We start from the raw sequence: 20312 nt of genomic DNA on the forward strand, positions 1-20312 counted from the left end.
GACGCCCCGTTTTTTGTCAGGTGGCCGGGGCACATTGGTGCCATGGCTCACGTTCGCATTTCTTATGGATGTCCGACGACTTGACGCCGGCGGCCTTACCGAATCGGATTCTCGCAAATAGCGGAATTGATGGAAATGCGGGGATGGGGACGGTTGGCCTTAAAACAACGGAGGCAATTGCCAGGGCCGGGCTTGGCGATATTGGCTCGGGGATGCGCAAATCTATAGCGCCGACAACGAGTCCAGAGCGAGAGGCGACAACCCGAATCGCTTATTGGGACGCCCGCTTCCAGCCGCCATCGAGAATGATGGCACTGGCCACGATCCAATATGGCTGGCGCGCAAGCGCATACCGCCCGGGAAACGGGCGGTATGAAAAGGAAATGGCGCTGACAGTGGATGCGACGTAGAGAAATGATATGGAGATATTGGCCACGTTCTTGACTGGGCGAAAGGCGAATCCCGCCCAGTCGATCGCGCGCCCCCCCTACGGTACTTTTCTCCGTTGGAACCTCGATGAGCTCTCCCGGAGAGCCGGAAAACGCTCCTCACCCCCTCACATGATTCACCAGCGACCCAATGGCCTCGATGGTGACCTCCACCACCGCCCCATCCTTCATCGACCCCACCCCCAACGACGTCCCGCACGCGATCACATCCCCGGGCATCAACGTCACGTCCTGCGAAATCCGGCTGACCTGCTCCTCGGGCGAGAAAATCATGTCGCTCAACGGATAGTTCTGCCGCTCCACCCCGTCCAGCCGCGTCACCACACTGGCGTTGGGCCAGTCCAGTTCGGTAACGATGGCCGGCCCCAGGCAGCCGAAGGTGTCGAAGCCCTTGGCGCGGCACCACTGCGGAAAATTCGGGTCTTCGCCGATCAGTTCCGCCGCGGTCACGTCGTTGACGATGGTGTAGCCGAAGATATGGCTGGCGGCCTCGCCGACCGGTACGTTGCGGCTCTTGCGGCCGATGACGATGCCGAGCTCGCCCTCGTAGACGATCTTGCCGCCGTAGCTCTTGGGGCGTTCGATGGCGTCGCCGGGCCCGGCGAGCGAGGTCGCGGGCTTGATCAGGAACAGCGGATGCAGCGGCACGGGCTTTTCGAGCTTGCGGGCGAGCGCGTGGAAGTTGTTCCACAGCGCGACGATCTTGGCCGGCTGGCACGGGCTTAGCAGTTGCAGCCCTTCGCGCGCATGCGTGGCGCCCGTGGGGCTCGGGTCCTCGTAGCCCGGGCCGTCGTATTCCACCACGCGCTTGCCGTCGATCTGGCCGAAGCGCGCGCGCCCGTCGGCTCCCAGGTAGCGAATCCAGGTCTGCACGGTTGTTCTCCCCCTTCGCACGAGGGCCGCGTCTTGCGGCTGGCCTCGTGATCTCTCGGACGGACACGGGCACTGGCCGCGCCCGTGTCCCCTCCCCTTTTCAGTCGTGGCGATCGCTATGCCGCCTTCAGATCTTGCCGGCTCCCCGCGCCCACTTGTACTTGGCGCCCAGCACCGCCACCGGGATTTCGGTGGAGTATGCGTAGGCCGGCACGCCGTTCGCGTACAGGTGTTCCGCGGCTTCCTCCACCTGTACGTCGCCCGCAAGCGAGGCGACGATGGGCTTCTCGATGCCGCGCGCGGCCATCTCTTCCTTGACCTCGATCACGAGCTGCGCGAAGACCATCGGCGGGGTGATGATGGTGTGCCAGTAGCCGAGGATGATCGCGTGGATGCGCGGATCCTCCATGCCCAGCCGCAGCGTGTTCTTGTAGGTCGACGGCGGCTCGCCGCCGGTGATGTCCACGGGGTTGCCGGCGGCGCCGAACGGGGGGATGAACTTGCGGAAGGCGGCGTCAAGGTCTTCGGGCATGGTCATCAGCGACAGGCCGTTGTCGACGCAGGCGTCCGACAGCAACACGCCCGAGCCGCCGGCGCCGGTGATGATCACCACGTTCTCGCCCTTGGGCGTGGGCAGCTTCGGAATGCCGCGCGCATATTCAAGCAGGTCGCGCAGCGAGCGCGCGCGGATCACGCCGCACTGCTTGAACACGTCTTCGTAGATGCGGTCGTTGCCCGCCAGCGCGCCGGTGTGCGAGCTTGCGGCGCGCGCGCCGAGGCTGGTACGGCCGGCCTTGAGCACCACCACCGGCTTGACCTTGGAGACGCGCCGCGCGGCTTCCGCGAAGGCGCGGCCGTCCTTCAGGTCCTCGCAATGCTGGGCGATGATCTCGGTGTTCTCGTCCTGCTCGAAGAAGGTGAGCAGATCGTCTTCGTCGATATCGGACTTGTTGCCCAGGCCGACGATGGCGGAAACGCCCATCTTGGCGGAGCGCGAGAAGCCAATGATGGCCATGCCGATGCCGCCCGACTGCGACGACAGCGCGGCCTTGCCCTTGACGTCATAAGGCGTGCAGAACGTGGCGCACAGGTTCTTGGGCGTGTAGTAGAAGCCGTAGATGTTCGGGCCCATCAGCCGGATATTGTGCTTGCGGGCGATGGCGACGATTTCTTCCTGCCCTTCCACGTTGCCCGTCTCGGCGAAGCCCGACGGGATCAGCACCGCACCGGGAATGCCCTTGCGGCCCACCTCTTCCAGCGCCTGCGCCACCAGCTTGGCGGGAATCGCGAACACGGCCACGTCGACGTTGCCCGGCACGTCCAGCACGCTCTTGTAGGCGGTCATGCCCATGATCTCGCCGGCCTTGGGGTGGATCGGAAAGATCTGTCCCTGGTAGCCGCCGTTGATCAGGTTCTTCATCACGGAATTGCCGATCTTGCCGTCCTCGGCCGAGGCGCCGATCACCGCGACCGTGTCGGGGCGCATGATGCGGTTCATCTGCGTGACGATCTCTTCCTGGCTCGGCCGATAGCGCTCGGGCTGCGCGGCGAAATCCACCACGATGCGCACGTCGGCGGCGATCGCGCCGTCCTTGCTGGCGAACACGGGGTTCAGGTCCAGCTCGGAGATTTCCGGGAAGTCGGAGATCAGCTCGGACACCCGCTGGATCATGCTGGCCAGCGCCTCCCGGTTCACCGGGTCCGCGCCACGCACGCCCTTGAGGATGTCGGCCGCGGCGATGCCGTCGAGCATCGACAGCGCGTCTTCCTGCGAGGCCGGGGCCAGGCGGAACGTAATGTCCTTGAGCACCTCGACCAGCACGCCGCCCAGGCCGAAAGCCACCAGCTTGCCGAACGACGGATCGGTGACGGCGCCGATGATGACTTCCTGTCCGCCGCCGATCATCTGCTGGACCTGCACGCCGAGGATGTTGGCGTTGGGGTCGTACTTCTTGGCGTTCTCGACGATGGTCCGGTAGCCGGCCTCCACGTCGGCTTCGGTCTTCAGGCCCACCAGCACGCCGCCGGCCTCGGTCTTGTGCAGGATCTCCGGCGAGACGATCTTCATCACCACCGGGAAGCCCATCTGCGTGGCCAGCTCCACCGCATTGCTCGGACTCTTGGCCACGCCCTCGCCCGGCACCGCGATGCCATACGCATCGCACACCAGCTTGCCCTCGGGCGCGGTCAGCGCGCTGCGTCCTTCTTCCTTTACGGCGGCGAGGATCTTCCGCACCGCGTCCTTGTTGTGTGCCATGTCAGGCCTCCATCAGATTCGTGGAATGCATTGGGGCTGGCCCGCCGCGCGCGAGGGCGCGGGGGCCCGCAGACTTCACCGGAAAAAACGTGCAAGCGGCGGCGTGCGCCGTATCAGACCGCGCCGGCGGCGCGCAGCGCCTCGATCTGCGCCGGCGTGCGGCCCAGCCATTCGAGGATGTCGCGCGTGTGCTCGCCCAGCAGCGGCGAGCGCTCGACCTCCACCGGCGAGGCCGACAGATTGATCGGGCAGCCCAACTGCACATAGCGCCCGCGCTCGGGATGATCCAGCTCGACCAGGTAGCCGCGGTCGTACATCGACTGGTCCTCGATCAGGTCCTTCATCGAGAGGATCGGGCCACACGGCACATCGACCTCGTTCAGGGCCTGCATCACTTCGAGCTTGCCCATCGTGCGCGTCCACTTCTCGATGATGGAGAAGCATTCCTCCAGGCATTTGAGGCGCGCCTCGGGCGTGGCGAACTGCTCGTGGGTGATCAGGTCCTCGCGGCCGCACAGGCGCATCAGCGGCTCCCAGCCCTGCGGCTGGACGATGACGTAGACGTAGTCATTGGGGCCACCGGGGGCGCAGCGCAGCGCGGCGCCGGGCTGGCCGCCGCCCGAGGCATTGCCCGCGCGCGGCACGAAGTCGCCGAACTCCTTGTTGGGATACTCGCGCAGCGGTCCCGCCGCCAGTCGCTGCTGGTCGCGCAGCTTGACGCGGCACAGGTTCAGCACCGAGTCCTGCATCGCCACCTCGACGCGCTGGCCGCGGCCTGTCTTCTCCCGGTGCAGCAGCGCGGCCAGGATGCCGACCACGCAGTGCACGCCGGTGCCCGAATCGCCGATCTGCGCGCCCGTCACGGTGGGCGTGCCGTCGGCGAAGCCGGTCGTCGACGCGGAGCCGCCCATGCATTGCGCGACGTTCTCGTAGGCCTTGCAGTCCGCGTACGGGCCGGGACCGAAGCCCTTGATGGAGGAATAGATCAGGCGCGGGTTGATCGTCTGCAGGCGATCCCAGTCGAAGCCCGCGCGGTCGAGCACGCCGGGGCCGAAGTTCTCGACCAGCACGTCGCATCTGGCGACCAGTTCCTCCAGCACGGCCTTGCCCTCGGCCGTCTTCATGTTCAGCGTCAGGCTGCGCTTGTTGGAGTTCAGCATGGTGAAGTACAGGCTGTCCGCGTTGGGCACATCCCGCAGCTGGCTTCGCGTGATGTCCCCCCGCCCCGGCAGCTCCACCTTGATGACATCCGCGCCCAGCCACGCCATCAACTGCGTGGCCGACGGGCCTGCCTGCACATGCGTCATATCGAGAATGCGCACACCTTCCAGTGCTTTGCTCATGGCGTTGTCTCCTCGCCCTCGTCGATCTTTGTGGGATGGGTGATTACTTGTACATGGTCTGGTTCTTGGTGCCAGGCGCGTACTCGCGCGGATCGACCCAGATGTTGATGACCGCGGACTTGCCGGTGCGCTGGATCGATTCGCGGCCGCGCTGCAGGGCCGCGGCGATGTCCTTGGGGTCGCGCACTTCCTCGCCGTAGCCGCCCAGCATCTCGGCGAACTTGCTGAACGGCACGTCCGACAGCAGGTTCCCCACGTTGCCGCGCTCGTCGCCGTACTTCGCCAGCTGGCCGTAGCGGATCTGGTTCATCGCCGAGTTGTTGCCGATCACGGCGAGATAGGGCACGCCGAAGCGGTTGGCCGACTCCATGTCGAAGGCCGTCATGCCGAAGGAGCCGTCGCCGTAGTAGCAGAGGATTTCCTTGCCGGGATTGGCCAGGCCCGCCGCGATGGCAAAGCCCGTGCCGACACCCAACGACCCGAGCGCACCCGGGTCCATCCACTGGCCGGGACGACGCGGACGCACCGCCTGCGCGGAGATGGTCACCACGTCCCCGCCGTCGCCGATATAGACGGTGTCGTCCGACAGGAACTCGTTGAGCTCATAGGCCACGCGGTAGGGATGGATCGGCGTGTTGTCCGACTTGAACAGCGGCATCAGCTTCTCGGTGGCGACGGCCTCCGCCTCGGTGAGCTTGCCCATCCACTGCTTGCGCGCCTGGCGCTTGTCGTTCTTGATGCGGCCGCTGGCGGCCTGCAGCACCGCGCCGAGGATCGCGCCCGGGTCGCCCACCAGACCGAGGTCGATGTCGCGGTTCTTGCCGACGGTGCGGTAATCCATATCGATCTGCACCAGCGTCAGTTCCTTGTTGATGCGCTTGCCGTAGCCCATGCGGAAGTCGAACGGCGTGCCGACGATGATCAGCACGTCCGCATTGGAAAACGCCTGCGAACGGGTGCGATCGAAATGGTGCGGATCGCCCGGTGGCAGCAGCCCGCGGCTCGCGCCGTTGAAGTAGCCGGGGATATCGAGCCCGCGCAGCAGCGCGATGGCTTCCTCGTGGCCACGCGCGGTCCAGACTTGCTGGCCGTAGAGGATGGCCGGACGCTCGGCGTTGACCAGGATGTCCGCGAGCTTCTCGATGTCGCGCGGATCGCCGATGGAGCGCGTCGAGGCGCGATAGCGGCCGGGAGTCGGAATCACCGCGCGGGACAGGTCCACTTCACGGTCGAGCACGTCGCGCGGAATCTCGAGGTAGGCAGGTCCCGGCGCGCCGTTGAAGCATTCGCGCGCGGCCATCGAGATCATGTCGGCCACGCGCTCGGTGCTGGGGATGCTGGCGGCGAACTTGGTGATCGGGGCCATCATGTCCACGTGGGGAAGGTCCTGCAGCGAGCCCATCTTGTGCTGGGTCAGCGCGCCCTGCCCGCCGATATGCAGCACGGGGCTTTCCGAGCGGAAGGCGGTCGCCACGCCGGTGACCGCGTTCGTGCAGCCCGGACCTGCGGTGGTCACCACGCATCCCAGTTTGCCGGTCTGGCGGGCATAGCCGTCCGCGGCGTGCGCCGCGACCTGCTCGTGGCGCACGTCGATGATGCGGATGCCCTCGTCCACGCAGCCGTCGTAGATATCGATGATGTGCCCGCCGCAGAGCGTGAAGATGGTGTCCACGCCTTCGTTCTTCAGGGCACGCGCCACCAGATGGCCGCCGGATACGACGCCGGCCTCCCGGGTCTTCTGTTTCAGGGTGTCTTCGGCCGTGGTCGATTCGGACCGCAGGGATACGACTGCAGACATGTCTTGGTCTCCTCGTTGACTTGTGGGCGATGGCGGATTGCGGGCCCTGTCGGCCCGGCATTGCACCTTGTCGCTGTCTTTTCGCCCGGTCGGGCGGCACTACCGTCTTGCGACGTCCGGGGATCATTTAGCACGATCTTGATGACATACCGTATGTGATATATCAGAGAAGAACAAGGAGAAAATGGTATTGGTAGGGCGTATTTCGACGCGGCGTTGCAGCAATATTGGCTGCACGTTCCATGACGATGAGCGCTGTTTCTGAAAAACGCTCGATTCAGTCGGACCGCTCACAAGCGCCGGGATTTCATCTCAACGGCCTAACGAGTTCCCCTTGGAATGCCGTGATATATCACATACGATATTTCTCAGCGCCAACGCGGACCCGCGCTGAGAACAGGCGCACTACCGAAGCGAGGAGACTGTGAACATCCACGAATATCAAGCCAAGGAACTGCTGCGCCGGTACGACGTGCCGGTGCCGCGCGGCGCGCTGGCCTTTACGCCCGAGGACGCCGGCATCGCGGCCCGCAAGCTGGGAGGACCCATCTGGGTCGTGAAGTCGCAGATCCACGCCGGCGGCCGCGGCGCGGGGCGCTTCGCCGACGATCCCAACGGCAAGGGCGGCGTGCGCGTCGTCAAATCGGTGGACGATGTCACAGCACAGGCCCGCCAGATGCTGGGCGCGGTGCTGGTGACCAAGCAGACCGGCGAGGCGGGCCGCAAGGTGCAGCGCCTGTATATCGAGGAAGGCTGCGATATCGCGCGCGAGCTGTACCTGGGCATGCTCATCGACCGGGCCACCTCGCGCATCACGGTGATGGCCTCGACCGAAGGCGGCATGGATATCGAAGAGGTGGCCGCGCGCGCCCCGGAGAAGATCCTCAAGGTGGCGATCGATCCGGCCACGGGCATCCAGCCGTTTCACGCGCGCCGGCTCGCGTTCGGCCTGGGCCTGAGCGGCAAGCAGGTGGGCGCGGCCACGCGCTTCATCCTGGCGGCCTATCGCGCGTTCACCGAACTGGACGCGTCGATCGTCGAGATCAACCCGCTGGTCGTCACGCGCGAGGGCGAGATGGTCGCCCTCGATGCGAAGTTCAACTTCGACGACAACGCCCTGTTCCGGCATCCGGACATCGAGGCCATGCGCGACGAGGCAGAGGAAGATCCCTCCGAGTCCGAGGCGGCCAGACACGGGCTGAACTACGTGAAGCTGGACGGCAATATCGGCTGCATGGTCAATGGCGCGGGGCTGGCCATGGCGACCATGGACATCATCAAGCTCTATGGCGGCGAGCCCGCCAACTTCCTGGACGTGGGCGGCGGCGCCACGCGCGAGCGCGTGACCACGGCGTTCCGCCTGATCCTGAGCGATCCGAACGTGCGCGGCATCCTGGTCAATATCTTCGGCGGCATCATGCGCTGCGACGTGATCGCCGAGGGGGTGGTCGCGGCCGCGCGCGAGGTCGACCTGACCGTGCCGCTGGTGGTGCGGCTCGAAGGCACCAACGTGGAGCTGGGCAAGGCCATCCTGCGCGATTCCGGGCTGCCCATCCTTTCCGCCAGCAACCTCGCCGAGGCCGCCGAGAAGGTGGTGAAGGCCGTCCACGGAGACAAATGACATGGCCGTCCTGATCGACAGCAATACCCGGGTGATCTGCCAGGGCTTCACCGGTGCCCAGGGCACCTTCCATTCCGAGCAGGCCCTGGCCTACGGCACGCGCATGGTCGGCGGCGTGACTCCGGGCAAGGGCGGCGAGACCCATCTCGGGCTGCCGGTGTTCGACACGGTGGCCGCCGCGGTGGACCATACCGGCGCGGACGCCTCCGTCATCTACGTGCCGCCCCCGTTCGCGGCCGATGCCATCCTCGAGGCCGTCGATGCCGGCGTGGGCCTGGTGGTCTGCATCACCGAAGGCATTCCGGTGATGGACATGGTGCGGGTCAAGCGCGCGCTGAACGGCTCGCGCACGCGGCTGGTCGGGCCCAACTGCCCGGGCGTCATCACGCCGGGGCAGTGCAAGATCGGCATCATGCCGGGCCATATCCACCGGCCCGGCAATATCGGCATCGTCTCGCGCTCGGGCACCCTCACCTACGAGGCAGTGGCGCAGACCACCGCGGCCGGGCTTGGGCAATCGACCTGCATCGGCATCGGCGGCGATCCGGTCAATGGCACCAACTTCATCGACTGCCTCGAGATGTTCCTGGCCGACGACCAGACCGAGGGCATCATCATGATCGGCGAGATCGGCGGCTCGGCGGAGGAAGAGGCGGCGCAGTTCCTGAAGGACAGCGGCACCGGCAAACCCGTGGTGGGCTTTATCGCGGGCACGACCGCGCCGCCGGGACGGCGCATGGGCCATGCGGGCGCGATCATCTCCGGCGGCACGGGCACGGCCGAGGCGAAGATCGCGGCGATGCGCGAGGCGGGCATCCATGTCTCGCGCTCGCCGGCGGAGCTGGGCGAGACCATGGCGCGCGCCATGGCCGGCGCCCGGGTGTAGCGGTCCCAGGGGCGTTTTCGGAGCCCAAAAGAAAAACGGCGGATCGTCCGCCGTTTTTCTTTCGCAGGGCCGTGGGCGCGTGGATCAGTCGAGGAAGTCGCAATGCTTCTGCACGTAGTCCGCCAGGTCCAGCGAGTGCTGGCGCACGAGCTTCTCGGCCAGTTCGGTATCGCGCTGCTCCAGTGCCTCGATGATGCGCAGATGGTCGACGATGGAGCGGGAGGCGCGGTCGCTCTGCGAAATGGTCATCTTCCGGATCGCGCGCACGTGAATGAAGATATTGCGGATCGTGTCCATGATGATCTGCGACTTCGACAGTTGCACGATCGCCTGATGGAACGCGATATTGGCGTCGGAGTACTCCTCGATATGCTCGGCCGGCGTGGTGTCGCGGAAGCTGTCGAACATATGCCGCAGCCGGGCGATCTCCTCGTCGGTGGCATTCACCGTGGCCAGCCGCGCGGCCATGCTCTCCAGGGCGGCCCACATCTGGATCATCTCGACGATCTCGCGCTTGGACTTGCGCATGATGTAGATGCCGCGCCGCGGCACGGTGCGCAGAAACCCCTCCTGCTCCAGCAGCGTCATGGCCTCGCGGATCGGCGTGCGGCTCACGCCCAGCGCCTCGCTCAATACCCGCTCGTCCAGCCTGATTTCCTCGCGCGATTGGTAGATATCGGCGTCCGCAATGGCCTGGCGCAGCATCGCATACGCCTGATCGCGCAGGCTGGCGCCAGCGTTGATCGGTTGCAGGGACAGCGCCAGTCCGGCCGAGACATCGGGCGGAGATGGAATGGCGGGAACGGGGGGCACAGGAGACAGCTCGGATTGGCTTTGCACTGACATGTATTTACTCGTTGGGACGTCGGCCAGGCGGGCCGCCCAGGCCCGGCAGCCTGCCCCGTCTTTCATATAAGGTATATCACAACAAGCCGTGTGGATGGAACGAAGCGCGCGCGGCCGGGCCGCCGGCATTGGGCCCGGCTGGCAACGGCCGGTTTATGCGGCCTGTGCCATTCTTTCCCGCTGCTTGATCAGCGACAGCACGGCGTCGATCATGGGCGTGGGCTGCCCCACGAGCCGGCCCATCTCCTGGACCACCGTCAACAAGGGATCGATCTCCATCGCGCGGCCGGCCTCAAGGTCCTGCAGCATGGAGGTCTTGTGCGCCCCCACCGCGCCCGCTCCATTGATGCGCCGCTCCACGTCGACCCGGAAATGGACGCCGAAACGCTCGGCGATGTCCTTCGCCTCCAGCATCATGCTGCGCGACAGCGCGCGCGTGCCGGGGTCGGAGGTAATGACGTCCAGCGTGGCATGCGTCAGCGCGCTGATCGGGTTGAAGCACAGATTGCCCCACAGCTTGAGCCAGATCTCGTTGCGGATATCGTCGCGGATCGGCGCGTCGAGCTCGGCCGCTTCCATCATCTCGCTCAGGTGCCGCACGCGCTGGGAGCGGGTGCCATCGGGCTCGCCCAGCGGAAACTTGTTCCCGTAGACATGCCGGATCACGCCCGGCGCGACGATCTCGGCGGCGGGGTACAGCACGCAGCCGATCGCGCGCTCCGGCCCGATGCCGCGCCACTGGCGGCCGCCCGGATCCACGCTCTCCAGCGTGGTGCCGGCGAACTCTCCGCCATGCTTGTGGAAGTACCAGTAGGGAATGCCGTTGACGCCGGTGACCACGGCGGTGTCCGGCCCCAGCAGCGGCTGCATCAGATCGACGACGCCGGGCACCGAATGCGCCTTCAGGGTAATGAACACATAGTCCTGCGGGCCGAGTTCGGCCGGGTCGCTGGTGCAGCGCACCTTCTGGACGCGCTCTTCGCCGTTGATCTGCAGGGTCACGCCCCGTTCGCGCATGGCCGCCAGATGCGGGCCACGGGCGACAAAGCTAACTTCCGCCCCAGCGCGCGCCAGTTGCGCCCCGATGTATCCGCCGATCGCGCCGGCGCCGTAGATGCAGACTTTCATAGAGATGTCTCCTCACTGCATGGTTTTATTGATATATCACATACTATATTCCAGTCGAGGAAACGCAACCTCAATCTCGCGCCTCCGCCGTGCGGCCTAAGCCGGCCGATGGCGCGGCATCGTCGGCTACTATGTCGCCTGCTCCATGCCAGCCCGGGCCCTCGCGAACTTTTGGACCCGGCGCGTCTTCTAAGCGACTTCCCATTTCGCGCGTTGCGCCAAGGACCTGCCTGCCGATGATGAATCGCCGTACTCTCCTCCTTTCCGCCACGGCCTCCGCCGCTCTTGCCGCCCTGGGCATCACGCCGTCCGCACTGGCCGCAAGCCGCATCAAGCTGGGAGAAGGACGCCCGTTCAGCTACGACACCCTGATCGCCCGCGCCAAGACACTGGCCAGCCAGCCCTACGTCGTGCCGCCCTCGCCGCCGGGCGCCATCCTCGACAAGATCGATTACGAAGCCCACGGCAAGATCCGCTTCAACACCAGCGACGCCCTCTTTGCTGAGGGCCCGGGCCAGTTTCCGGTGACCTTTTTCCATCTGGGCACGTTTTTCCGCGTACCGGTGCGCATGCATGTGATCGACGCGGGCAAGAGCGGTGCCACCGCGCGGGAGATCGTCTACGACGAGTCCTATTTCGACATGCCGGCCGACAGCCCGGCCCGCAAGCTGCCGCGCGGCAGCGGCTTCGCGGGCTTTCGCTTCCAGGAAAGCCGGCTCGGCGACCAGAAGGCGCTGGACTGGAAGAAGAACGACTGGGTGGCGTTCCTCGGTGCCTCGTACTTCCGCGCCATCGGCGAGCTGTACCAGTACGGCCTGTCCGCGCGCGGCATCGCCATCGACGTGGCCGAAGCCGGAAAGCCGGAGGAGTTTCCGATCTTCACGCACTTCTATTTCGAGGCCCCCGAGCCCAAGAGCAATTCGGTCACGGTGTATGCGCTGCTCGACGGCCCCAGCATCAGCGGCGCCTTCCGCTTCGTGATGGAGCGCGGCAAGGGCGTCATCATGGACATCGACTGCGCGCTGTTCCTGCGCAAGGACGTGGCGCGGCTGGGCGTGGCGCCCCTGACCTCGATGTTCTGGTTCTCGGAGTCGGTCAAGTCCACGGGCGTGGACTGGCGGCCCGAAGTGCATGACTCGGACGGCCTGGCGCTGTGGACCGGCGGCGGCGAACGGATCTGGCGCCCGCTGAACAACCCGCCGCGGACCACGGCGTCGGCCTTCGGCGACGAGAATCCGCGCGGCTTCGGCCTGCTGCAGCGCGACCGCGCCTTCGACCACTATCAGGACGGCGTGCTGTACGACAAGCGCCCCAGCCTTTGGGTGGAGCCGCGCGATGGCTGGAAGGCCGGCTCCGTGCAGCTGATCGAGATCCCCACCGACGACGAGATCCACGACAACATCGTCGCCATGTGGGTGCCCAAGGAGCCCGCCAAGGCGGGCAACGAATATCGCCTGCGCTACCGCCTGCACTGGCTCGCGGACGAGCCCTACCCCACGCCGCTGGCGCGCTGTGTCGCCACGCGGCTGGGCAAGGGCGGCCAGCCCGGCCAGCCCCGGCCAAACGGCGTGCGCAAGTTCATGGTCGAGTTCAAGGGCGCGCCGCTGGAAAAGCTGCCGTTCGGCACCAAGCCCGAGGCGGTGCTGACGGCCTCGCGCGGCACCTTTTCTTATGTCTTTACCGAGGCCGTACCCAACAACGTGCCCGGCCACTGGCGCGCGCAGTTCGACCTCACGGTCGACGGCAAGGACCCGGTCGATATCCGCCTGTTCCTGCGCCTGAACGGCAAGACGCTGTCCGAAACGTGGCTGTACCAGTACCACCCATTCCGGGATAACGGCATCGTGGCAGGCTGAGGCTCAAAGGGCGACCGTCCCGCGCGGGGGGCGGCTGCCGGACACAAAACAAAACCGGCGTGGTCGCCTGTTCAGCGACCACGCCGGTTTTTTGCTTCCAGGCGATGCGAGGTCCGGCGCCACATCGGCACCGGCTGCCCGGAATATCGTGCTACTTCAAAGACCTGGCGATCATTCAGCCGTTCGCGTAGACCACCTGGGCCTTGCGTGCTTCGGCTTGCAGGCGGCTCAGCACGCCCTGGATGGCGGCGATCGCGCGCTTGACGTCGTGGGCGAAGCCCAGGTTCGGGGTGCCGAGTTCGCGGTCGATCAGATCGCGTTCGAGTTGGTCGGTCAGCTTGATATCGGATTGTGCATTCATGATGTGCTTCCTTCAGGGATAACCCTCTTGGGGTTTTCCCGAATTGTAGCAAAGGAATTGTCGCGGCGCAGCATTACGCAATAGTACGTATGCAAGAAAGCAACAGCCTCCGAGTCGCCGCTAAGTCGCGACGCGTGGGCGAGCGCCTGTTCGGAGCCGGCACAGCGCGATAACTTCATGATTGCAGTGCAGCATGCGCACGATGATCCACTTGCATGACGGGACCGTGACGAAGGAAGCCGCCATGCCGAGCCGGCGATCCCGCAGCGGGGCGACCGGCCATGTCCTCCGGCAACAAGCCAGCGCTTACAACAAGCCCAAACAATTAGGCAAGTCTCAAAACTCCGCAAAACCAAAAGTCAGGTTCACTTTGCGCAGGTTTTGAAAGAGCACTCTATAGACTGCAAGGCAGACGGCACGTGCGGGCAGGGCAACCGCGCCGCAGAAGAAGGCCGTCGAACTCTCCCTCGGATACACAAGCTCGAAGCGGCGGATTTCATGCCGGACCATGGCGCATAGGGCTGCGCAGGCGCGACACCTCGAACCGTGTTCGCCGTTACGCCCCTCGCTATCCCCGGCGCAGTGCAATGCCGTCAGATACCCGACAACGATGCGGCCCACCGGCCGGGACAAGAGGAGACGGGGGATGCTGAACGCGAACAGGGTCGGGCCATCGGAGCCCGTCCAATACGGAGACAGAAGAACCGGACTGAACGGCCGCCGCCATGCCGCGCAGGCGGGCCATCCCGAGGAGGAGGGCTTGCTGAGGACGGAGCACGGCGCGAACCGGATTGCGGTCGTCGTACCGACCGATGTCAGGAACCTCGCCTGGCGCGCGTTCTACGGCATCTGGAGTGTCGTGGGCCTGGCGAGGACGTCGGCGCGCATCGCCCTGGCAGCGCGCGGCACGCACGGCGGTACCGTGGCCATCGTGGCGGGCGCCGGCGCGGTGTTCGCACCGGTCGCAAGCCTTGGCCTGGCGGCGGTCGAATCCGTCCTCGCCGCGGCCAGCTTCGTCGCCACGCTGATCGAAAAGCGGCGGGCCGGCCAAGCCCTGAGGACCGCCGAGCGCAAGCAGCTCGACGCGATCGGGGCGCTGACGCGGCATCTGCGCAGCCGCCGCGAGAACGAAGCGAGGCACCGGCAGGTCTCGCGGCCGCGCCTGGCGGCGGCCGCGGAAGACATCGTTCCGGATGAAGCCGCGGCGGACGCGCCCGGCGAGCCGCAGCCTTCGGCCGCGCCGGACATGCAAGAGGTGGAAACCGACGTCCTGCGCCGCGCGGCGCGCGACGCGGTATTGGAACGCGCGCTGACCGCGGCGAGGCATCGGGAGGGCGAATCCGCCGTGCTCGACGCGGGCCTGACCCTGATGCGCGACACCGTGGTCCAGAGCGCGCTCGTTGGCAGCGCGACGGCCCAGACGCTGAAGGAACTGGCGTTCGATGTGGCCGTCGGGCTGAAACAGGCGACGTTGTCCAGCACGATACTGGGCGTGGCCATGGGCGCGGCGCATATCGCAACGGGTGCCGTGCAACTGTGGCGCGCAGTGAAGAACCTGTTCAGGCAGAAGGGAGCGATCGCCGCGATTTCGGCGGCGAAGCGTCGTCTGCTCGGCGGGTCGGACGATGTCCTGTCCGCACGCGAGCGCCGCCACAAGCAGAGGATCGCCGCCAACATTGGCGGCGGCGTGCTCGATGCATACACCCGAAGCCGCCAGGCGCACCGCGCCAGCGCCATCCGGACCGCGATCTGGTCGGCCCTGCGCATCATCTACGGCTCGAGTTCCGCGTCCGTCGGTATCGCATCGATCGTGCTGCTGGCTGGCGCCGCGAGCGGCGGAGCCGCGATTCCGATCGTGCTGGCCGCGCTGAGCACGGCATGGCTGCTGTTCGCGGGATACAAGCTCATCGCGGGCAGACGGGCCCAGGCGCGCGAGCAACGCAAAGCGGCCGGCTTCGCCGAGGCGATGAAGCGCATGACCGGCCATGCCGACGTCGCACGCGCGCTGCAGGACTGCACGCTGCACGATCTGCACGCCCTGCCCTCCCTGCATCGCGAGCTGGATCTGGACAGCAACAAGTACTACCGCGCCGCGCTGCTTGCCCGGTACCTGCACATCGAGAGCGAGACCGGCAAGAACACCGACGTCGGCCTGAAGGAAGCGCGCGTGCAAGCCTCGGCCGCGCTGCAGTTGATCGGGGTACCGCGCGAGCTGACGCATCTGCTCAAGCGCAGTTCGATGGAGGCCAGGTATGCGTGGATCCTGGGCTTCCTGAACGGCCACGACAACCGCGGCCTGCTCGAGACCGACCCGGCGGTCATTGCCGCGGTCGGCGCCACAGCCAGTGTTGTCGTGGCATGCGATCACGACGCCGGCACCGATCTCGTCGCGTCGTCCTGCGTCGAACCGCTCGCATAGTCCAGGGCGCCTCGGCCGAGGCACGCCTGCGCATCGCTACACGGCCCCGCCGCCACGGCGGCGGGCACAACCACTCCTCCCTTGCTCATGTCGCCATGCCAATCGACCATGCCATCACGTCATACGCCAGCACCGCCATCGCCCGCCATGCGCAGTCCGCGCCCGACAAGCCGCCGCCGGGCGCGCGCGAAGGCGCCGCCGCCGCCGGGGCGAATTCGGTCGAAGCCCGATATCGCCGCGCCCGCCGCGCCATCGAAGACGACCGCCAGCGGGCGGTGGATGCGCGCCGGCCGCGACACTGCTGCGCCCTGCTGAACTCCATCGCGGATCACCATATCGAGACGATCGCCAGCTATCTGACGCCGCGCGATCGCGTGAACCTGCGCCAGGCATCCAGCCGGCTGCGCGATGCCCTGCGCAACGACGCGTCGCTAGACCGGCTCACCATCAAGATCGCCAAGGTCTTCTCGCCATCGCTGCTGCGCAGGACGCTGACCGAGATCGACCGCTTTCCCATCGCCCGTCCATCGCTGATCGCGCTGCTGCCCGAGCGGCTCATGCGGTTCTGTCCCCCCCATGCCTTGCGCGGCCTCCGGATGATGGTGGATGCCATTGAAACGCTGCCCGTGGAACAGCGAGCCGGGCCGCTGGCCAGCACCGGCGCGTTGCTGCGCGATCGCCAGCGCGGGCGGGCCGTCCACCATCGCGATCATCGGACCATGGAGGCGCGGGTGATGGCCGCGATCCAGCGCCTGCCGACCGCGCTCCGTGGCCGACCGCTCGCGGCCGTGCTGGACGCGGCCTCCACCGCCTATACGGATCGGACCGCCAGGGCCCGCGACATGCTGCTGCAACTGGACGAGTACCCGCCCGACGAACGCGCCGCGCTGCTGGTGGCCTTGATCGAGCAGTTCGACCACCTGTGCGGCGCGCCGGACAACGCGCTGTGGGACGGGATGGTGGATGTGGCGCTGGCCCTGCCGCCACCCTGCCAGCCGGAACCGCTGCGCGCGCTTGCCTCGCATCCCGGCGCCGCGCCCACGCTGGCCCGGGAGCGCTGGGACCACCTCGCGCAGCTTTGCCCGATGCTGCCGGAGGAAAGCCGCACCGCGATCTGCCGTGGACTGGCGGGCACGCTGCTGCGCCTGCCCAACGTCAGGTGCGTTCCCGATACGAGACCGCGGGTGGAATGGCTGATCCGCGCCATTGGAGACCTGCCCACCGCGTCGCGGCTGCCGGTACTGGAGGCGCTGGCGCCGAACCTGCTCAGGGCCGGCTTTGGCGACTGCTGGGAACGCGTGCTGCGCTACATCCGCGACCTGCCCTGCGAGCGCCGTGCCGGGCCGCTGCGCGCGCTGGGCCGGGGCATGTGGGAAGCGCAGGCGCGCGATGTCGAAGCGCATTTCTCCCCCACGCTTCTTGCGGAGGCGCGCGAACTGCCGCCCCAGGACGTGGCACCGCTGCTCGGGGAGTTCGTGGAAAGGGCGGGCACGCTGGGCGAACTCGACCGGCTGTTCGACGCGTGCCTGGCGCTGCCGCTGGCACTGCGTCGATGGGCCCTCGCCGCCCTCGCCCGCAAGCCTTGCTGGGTGTTCGCGGACAACGCCAAGCCCATCTGCCATGTGATGCTGCCCATGATCGATGGCATGGACGCCGCGCACCGCGCGCAGGTGGTCGGAGCGCTGCTGGAGACCGCATTCCATTGCAGGGATGCGTGCCGGGAAGACGTGCCCACGCGCGGCATGCCGGCGACGACATGGCTGGCGCTGGAGCGAACGTTCGACGGGCTGCCGCCGGAGCACAAGGAACAGGTGCTGCTCGGGATGACGGAGCTGATCAAGGATCCGATGACGCCGGCGTGGAACTGGATTCTGCAGTCCACACGCAAGCTCCCCGCCGCCCACCAGCCCCAGGTGCTGTGGCTCCTGGCCTCGGTGCCCTACCTGACCGAGACGCTTGCCGATATCCGGCCGGTGCGCATGGTGGCGGCGGCGATCGGCGCCTTGCCGCGCCATTACCGCTCGATGCCGTTGTGGGCGGTCCAGCGCGCCAGGGACAATACCGACGACAATCCGCTGGCGGTGATTTCCCATTTGCAATGCCGGTGGTCGATATTCCGGCAGGCCGCAAGCCTGCCGGACGAAGACCGGCTTTGATGGAGCGCCAGGCTTTCACGCAAACGGCGTCCGCAATACGCCGGAATTTCCCGATTCCTTTTTGCCATTGCCGGCGATAAACCTGCCGCGACGTTCCGGCATCCGAATTGACGTTTCATTGCGGTAATCCGCATTTCCTATTCCGCTTTTTACTGAAACGCGCTGCAAGTTTAGGTGGCGGATATATCGCGATATCGCAAACTTTCCGCTTTGCGCAATGTGCAATTCTTCTGATTCCGCCCGCATCCTGTCCGAGCACTGACTTGCTTTCTCGTGCAATCGGATTCCCCGCGGGCATGGACGCGAGATCCCCGTCCCCGTCGCGAGGCGACGAACCGCCGCGCGCGCCCGTGCGGCACCGCGGCAATGTCGTGGTGCGGCGCAGGAGCGCGCCGTTTTCGCTTATGCAGCGTGCCCGGCGCTTATCGCAAATGGGAATAAACCTCGCGACGGCGGTTGGCGCGGCGCTTCCCCGAGCCCGCGCCGCCTTGATTTTCATGGGCTTCCGATGGTCATGAAAAAGCCATGTGAATAATGGTTTTTCATTGAATCCGGTACTGACACGATTGGGTGAAAACCCTGCCGTTTCTTTCGCTTGACTTACTTGATATATCACATACTTTGTATCTCATCGCTCCCGCACTCACAGACAGACGAGGATCGCGATGTCAGTTCGGTGTCCCGTTAGAAGGCAGGAAATGCCCGGGACAGTCATGGAAATGGATCGACACGCAGGCCTGCCGCACCGCCGGTTTTTGGCAGTTCGTGCTTTCCCGCCCCGCATTCATGCGCGGGTGGCGAACGGTTATTTCCATGTCTCGAGCGAACGTATAACGAGAACATCGAAACCATGATCAGGAGACATTAAATGCCAGCGGCCATTCCCAAACTGAGGCGCAGTGCATCCGCGTACCCGTTCATCGCATCGGACTGTAACGATCAACACGATCCAAGGAGCGCCCAATGACTAATCCATCGGCTGCGGCGTTTAGCCCCAATCCCGCCTTCTCCGAAAAAACGCGCTGGATGCAACTGGTGGTCGGCGTCATTTGCATGGTCGCCACCGCCAATATCCAGTATGCGTGGACGCTGTTCGTCCCTGAAATCCAGGAAACGTACGGCTGGCCGCGCGCACAGATCCAGGTCGCCTTTACCGTCTTCGTGCTGGTGCAGACGTGGCTGGCGCCGCTCGAAGGGTATTTCATCGACAAGTTCGGCCCGCGCATGATGGTCGCGTTCGGCGCGCTGTTCATGGGCGCATCCTGGGTCATCAACGCGCAGGCCACCACGCTGATGGGTTTCTACCTCGGCGCGGCGGTCGGCGGCATCGGCGTCGGCTCGATCTACGCCACCTGTATCAACAACGCGCTGAAGTGGTTCCCCGACCGGCGCGGCCTGGCGGTGGGCCTGACCGCGGGCGGCTACGGCGCGGGTTCGGCGGCCACGATCCTGCCCATCGCGGCCATGATCGAATCCTCGGGCTTCCAGGAAACGTTCTTCTTCTTCGGCGTCCTGCAAGGATCGCTGGCCTTCGTCGCGGCCTGGTTCCTGCGCGCGCCCAAGGCGAGCGAAGTCAAGCCGTCGCAAAAGCTGGTGCAGGCGACGCGCGACTACACGCTGAAGGAGGCGCTGTCCACCAAGCTGTTCTGGCTGATGCTGGCGATGTTCATCCTGGTCGTGACCGGCGGCATGATGGCCGTGGCCCAGCTGGGCGTCATCGCGAAGGATCTCGGCGTGAAGGACTTCCAGGTCGACCTGCACTTCTTCGTGATGGCCGCCCTGCCGCTCGCGCTGATGCTCGACCGGATCATGAACGGCATCTCGCGGCCGCTGTTCGGCTGGATCTCCGACCACATCGGGCGCGAGAAAACGATGGTGATCGCCTTCACGCTGGAGGGGCTGGGCATCATCGCGCTGGGCTACTTCGGCAGCAACCCGTACGCCTTCCTGATCCTGTCCGGGGTCGTGTTCCTGGCCTGGGGCGAGGTGTACTCGCTGTTCTCGGCGCTCGCCGGCGATGCGTTCGGCACCAAGCACATCGGCAAGATCTACGGCGTGCTGTACACGGCCAAGGGCATCGGCGCGCTGTTCGTGCCGATCGGCAACCTGATCATGGAAGCCACGGGCACCTGGTCCACCGTGCTCTACACGGTTGCCACCATGGACCTGATCGCGGCATTCCTGGCGCTGATGGTGCTGCGTCCGGTCCTTGCGGCGCATGTGCTCAGGTCCAGGAACCTGTTCACACAGGAGCGAGCGGCGGCCGGCGGTGCGCCAGTGGGTGCCTGAGCATCGGAACCCCGCAGAGTGCAACGCCGA

The 20312-nt window shown here is 66.1% G+C and carries 13 protein-coding genes; 6 read left to right on the forward strand and 7 right to left on the reverse strand.

Going from position 1 to position 20312, the window contains the following annotated elements:
- Nucleotides 1–548 precede the first annotated feature (548 nt).
- The 4 genes from LDO27_RS05240 to LDO27_RS05255 all read right to left on the reverse strand — a co-directional run bounded on the left by LDO27_RS05240 (nucleotide 549) and on the right by LDO27_RS05255 (nucleotide 6720).
- On the reverse strand, nucleotides 549–1322 hold the full coding sequence (locus tag LDO27_RS05240; protein WP_224040131.1) for a fumarylacetoacetate hydrolase family protein: 774 nt from the start codon (nucleotides 1320–1322) through the stop codon (nucleotides 549–551).
- Between the two features lie 127 nt (nucleotides 1323–1449).
- Nucleotides 1450–3579 (reverse strand): acetate--CoA ligase family protein, encoded by a 2130-nt coding sequence (locus tag LDO27_RS05245; RefSeq protein WP_224040132.1) that lies wholly within the window; start codon nucleotides 3577–3579, stop codon nucleotides 1450–1452.
- A gap of 113 nt (nucleotides 3580–3692) precedes the next feature.
- The gene (frc, locus tag LDO27_RS05250) at nucleotides 3693–4922 is read right to left on the reverse strand and encodes a formyl-CoA transferase (protein ID WP_222204962.1); all 1230 of its coding nucleotides are present in this window, start codon (nucleotides 4920–4922) and stop codon (nucleotides 3693–3695) included.
- A gap of 43 nt (nucleotides 4923–4965) precedes the next feature.
- A complete protein-coding gene (locus LDO27_RS05255) occupies nucleotides 4966–6720 on the reverse strand; it encodes a thiamine pyrophosphate-binding protein (RefSeq protein ID WP_224040133.1) in 1755 nt (584 codons plus the stop codon).
- Nucleotides 6721–7144: 424 nt separating this feature from the next.
- Here LDO27_RS05255 and sucC point away from each other — a divergent pair, with 424 nt between their 5' ends.
- Entirely contained in the window at nucleotides 7145–8341 is a 1197-nt protein-coding gene (gene sucC / locus LDO27_RS05260) for an ADP-forming succinate--CoA ligase subunit beta (protein WP_224040134.1), read from the forward strand.
- 1 nt (nucleotide 8342) lies between these two features.
- Nucleotides 8343–9227: a succinate--CoA ligase subunit alpha gene (sucD, locus tag LDO27_RS05265; protein ID WP_224040136.1), complete on the forward strand. Its 885-nt coding sequence runs from the start codon at nucleotides 8343–8345 to the stop codon at nucleotides 9225–9227.
- Nucleotides 9228–9311: 84 nt separating this feature from the next.
- Here the strand turns inward: sucD and LDO27_RS05270 are convergent, their stop codons facing one another.
- Nucleotides 9312–10073 carry a GntR family transcriptional regulator gene (locus tag LDO27_RS05270; RefSeq protein ID WP_224040138.1) on the reverse strand — a complete coding sequence of 254 codons (762 nt, stop codon included), beginning with the start codon at nucleotides 10071–10073 and terminating at the stop codon, nucleotides 9312–9314.
- A gap of 153 nt (nucleotides 10074–10226) precedes the next feature.
- Nucleotides 10227–11201: a 2-dehydropantoate 2-reductase gene (locus LDO27_RS05275; RefSeq protein WP_222204949.1), complete on the reverse strand. Its 975-nt coding sequence runs from the start codon at nucleotides 11199–11201 to the stop codon at nucleotides 10227–10229.
- A gap of 236 nt (nucleotides 11202–11437) precedes the next feature.
- On the opposite strand from LDO27_RS05275, the gene LDO27_RS05280 reads away from it, so the two are divergent.
- On the forward strand, nucleotides 11438–13057 hold the full coding sequence (locus LDO27_RS05280) for a glucan biosynthesis protein (RefSeq protein ID WP_222204947.1): 1620 nt from the start codon (nucleotides 11438–11440) through the stop codon (nucleotides 13055–13057).
- A gap of 175 nt (nucleotides 13058–13232) precedes the next feature.
- Here the strand turns inward: LDO27_RS05280 and LDO27_RS05285 are convergent, their stop codons facing one another.
- Nucleotides 13233–13418 (reverse strand): hypothetical protein, encoded by a 186-nt coding sequence (locus tag LDO27_RS05285; RefSeq protein ID WP_222204945.1) that lies wholly within the window; start codon nucleotides 13416–13418, stop codon nucleotides 13233–13235.
- Between the two features lie 646 nt (nucleotides 13419–14064).
- Between LDO27_RS05285 and LDO27_RS05290 the strand changes: the two genes are divergently transcribed.
- From LDO27_RS05290 to oxlT, 3 genes are all read left to right on the forward strand, one after another.
- Entirely contained in the window at nucleotides 14065–15837 is a 1773-nt protein-coding gene (locus LDO27_RS05290) for a hypothetical protein (RefSeq protein ID WP_224040140.1), read from the forward strand.
- 95 nt (nucleotides 15838–15932) lie between these two features.
- Complete coding sequence (locus LDO27_RS05295) at nucleotides 15933–17993, forward strand: hypothetical protein (RefSeq protein WP_224040142.1); 2061 nt, start codon at nucleotides 15933–15935, stop codon at nucleotides 17991–17993.
- A gap of 963 nt (nucleotides 17994–18956) precedes the next feature.
- Nucleotides 18957–20282, forward strand: coding sequence for an oxalate/formate MFS antiporter (oxlT, locus tag LDO27_RS05300; RefSeq protein WP_222204939.1), 1326 nt, complete (start codon nucleotides 18957–18959; stop codon nucleotides 20280–20282).
- Nucleotides 20283–20312 lie beyond the last annotated feature (30 nt).

Origin of the sequence: Cupriavidus respiraculi (assembly GCF_914271545.1) — a bacterium.
Classification (GTDB): Bacteria; Pseudomonadota; Gammaproteobacteria; order Burkholderiales; family Burkholderiaceae; genus Cupriavidus; species Cupriavidus respiraculi.

Excerpts from the sequence above, each read along its gene's own strand:
- LDO27_RS05245 (WP_224040132.1), bottom strand. The coding sequence starts at position 3,579 with ATGGCACACAACAAGGACGCGGTGCGGAAGATCCTCGCCGCCGTAAAG.
- frc (WP_222204962.1), bottom strand. The coding sequence starts at position 4,922 with ATGAGCAAAGCACTGGAAGGTGTGCGCATTCTCGATATGACGCATGTG.
- LDO27_RS05255 (WP_224040133.1), bottom strand. The coding sequence starts at position 6,720 with ATGTCTGCAGTCGTATCCCTGCGGTCCGAATCGACCACGGCCGAAGAC.
- sucD (WP_224040136.1), top strand. The coding sequence starts at position 8,343 with ATGGCCGTCCTGATCGACAGCAATACCCGGGTGATCTGCCAGGGCTTC.
- LDO27_RS05270 (WP_224040138.1), bottom strand. The coding sequence starts at position 10,073 with ATGTCAGTGCAAAGCCAATCCGAGCTGTCTCCTGTGCCCCCCGTTCCC.
- LDO27_RS05275 (WP_222204949.1), bottom strand. The coding sequence starts at position 11,201 with ATGAAAGTCTGCATCTACGGCGCCGGCGCGATCGGCGGATACATCGGG.
- LDO27_RS05280 (WP_222204947.1), top strand. The coding sequence starts at position 11,438 with ATGATGAATCGCCGTACTCTCCTCCTTTCCGCCACGGCCTCCGCCGCT.
- LDO27_RS05285 (WP_222204945.1), bottom strand. The coding sequence starts at position 13,418 with ATGAATGCACAATCCGATATCAAGCTGACCGACCAACTCGAACGCGAT.
- LDO27_RS05290 (WP_224040140.1), top strand. The coding sequence starts at position 14,065 with ATGCTGAACGCGAACAGGGTCGGGCCATCGGAGCCCGTCCAATACGGA.
- LDO27_RS05295 (WP_224040142.1), top strand. The coding sequence starts at position 15,933 with ATGCCAATCGACCATGCCATCACGTCATACGCCAGCACCGCCATCGCC.
- oxlT (WP_222204939.1), top strand. The coding sequence starts at position 18,957 with ATGACTAATCCATCGGCTGCGGCGTTTAGCCCCAATCCCGCCTTCTCC.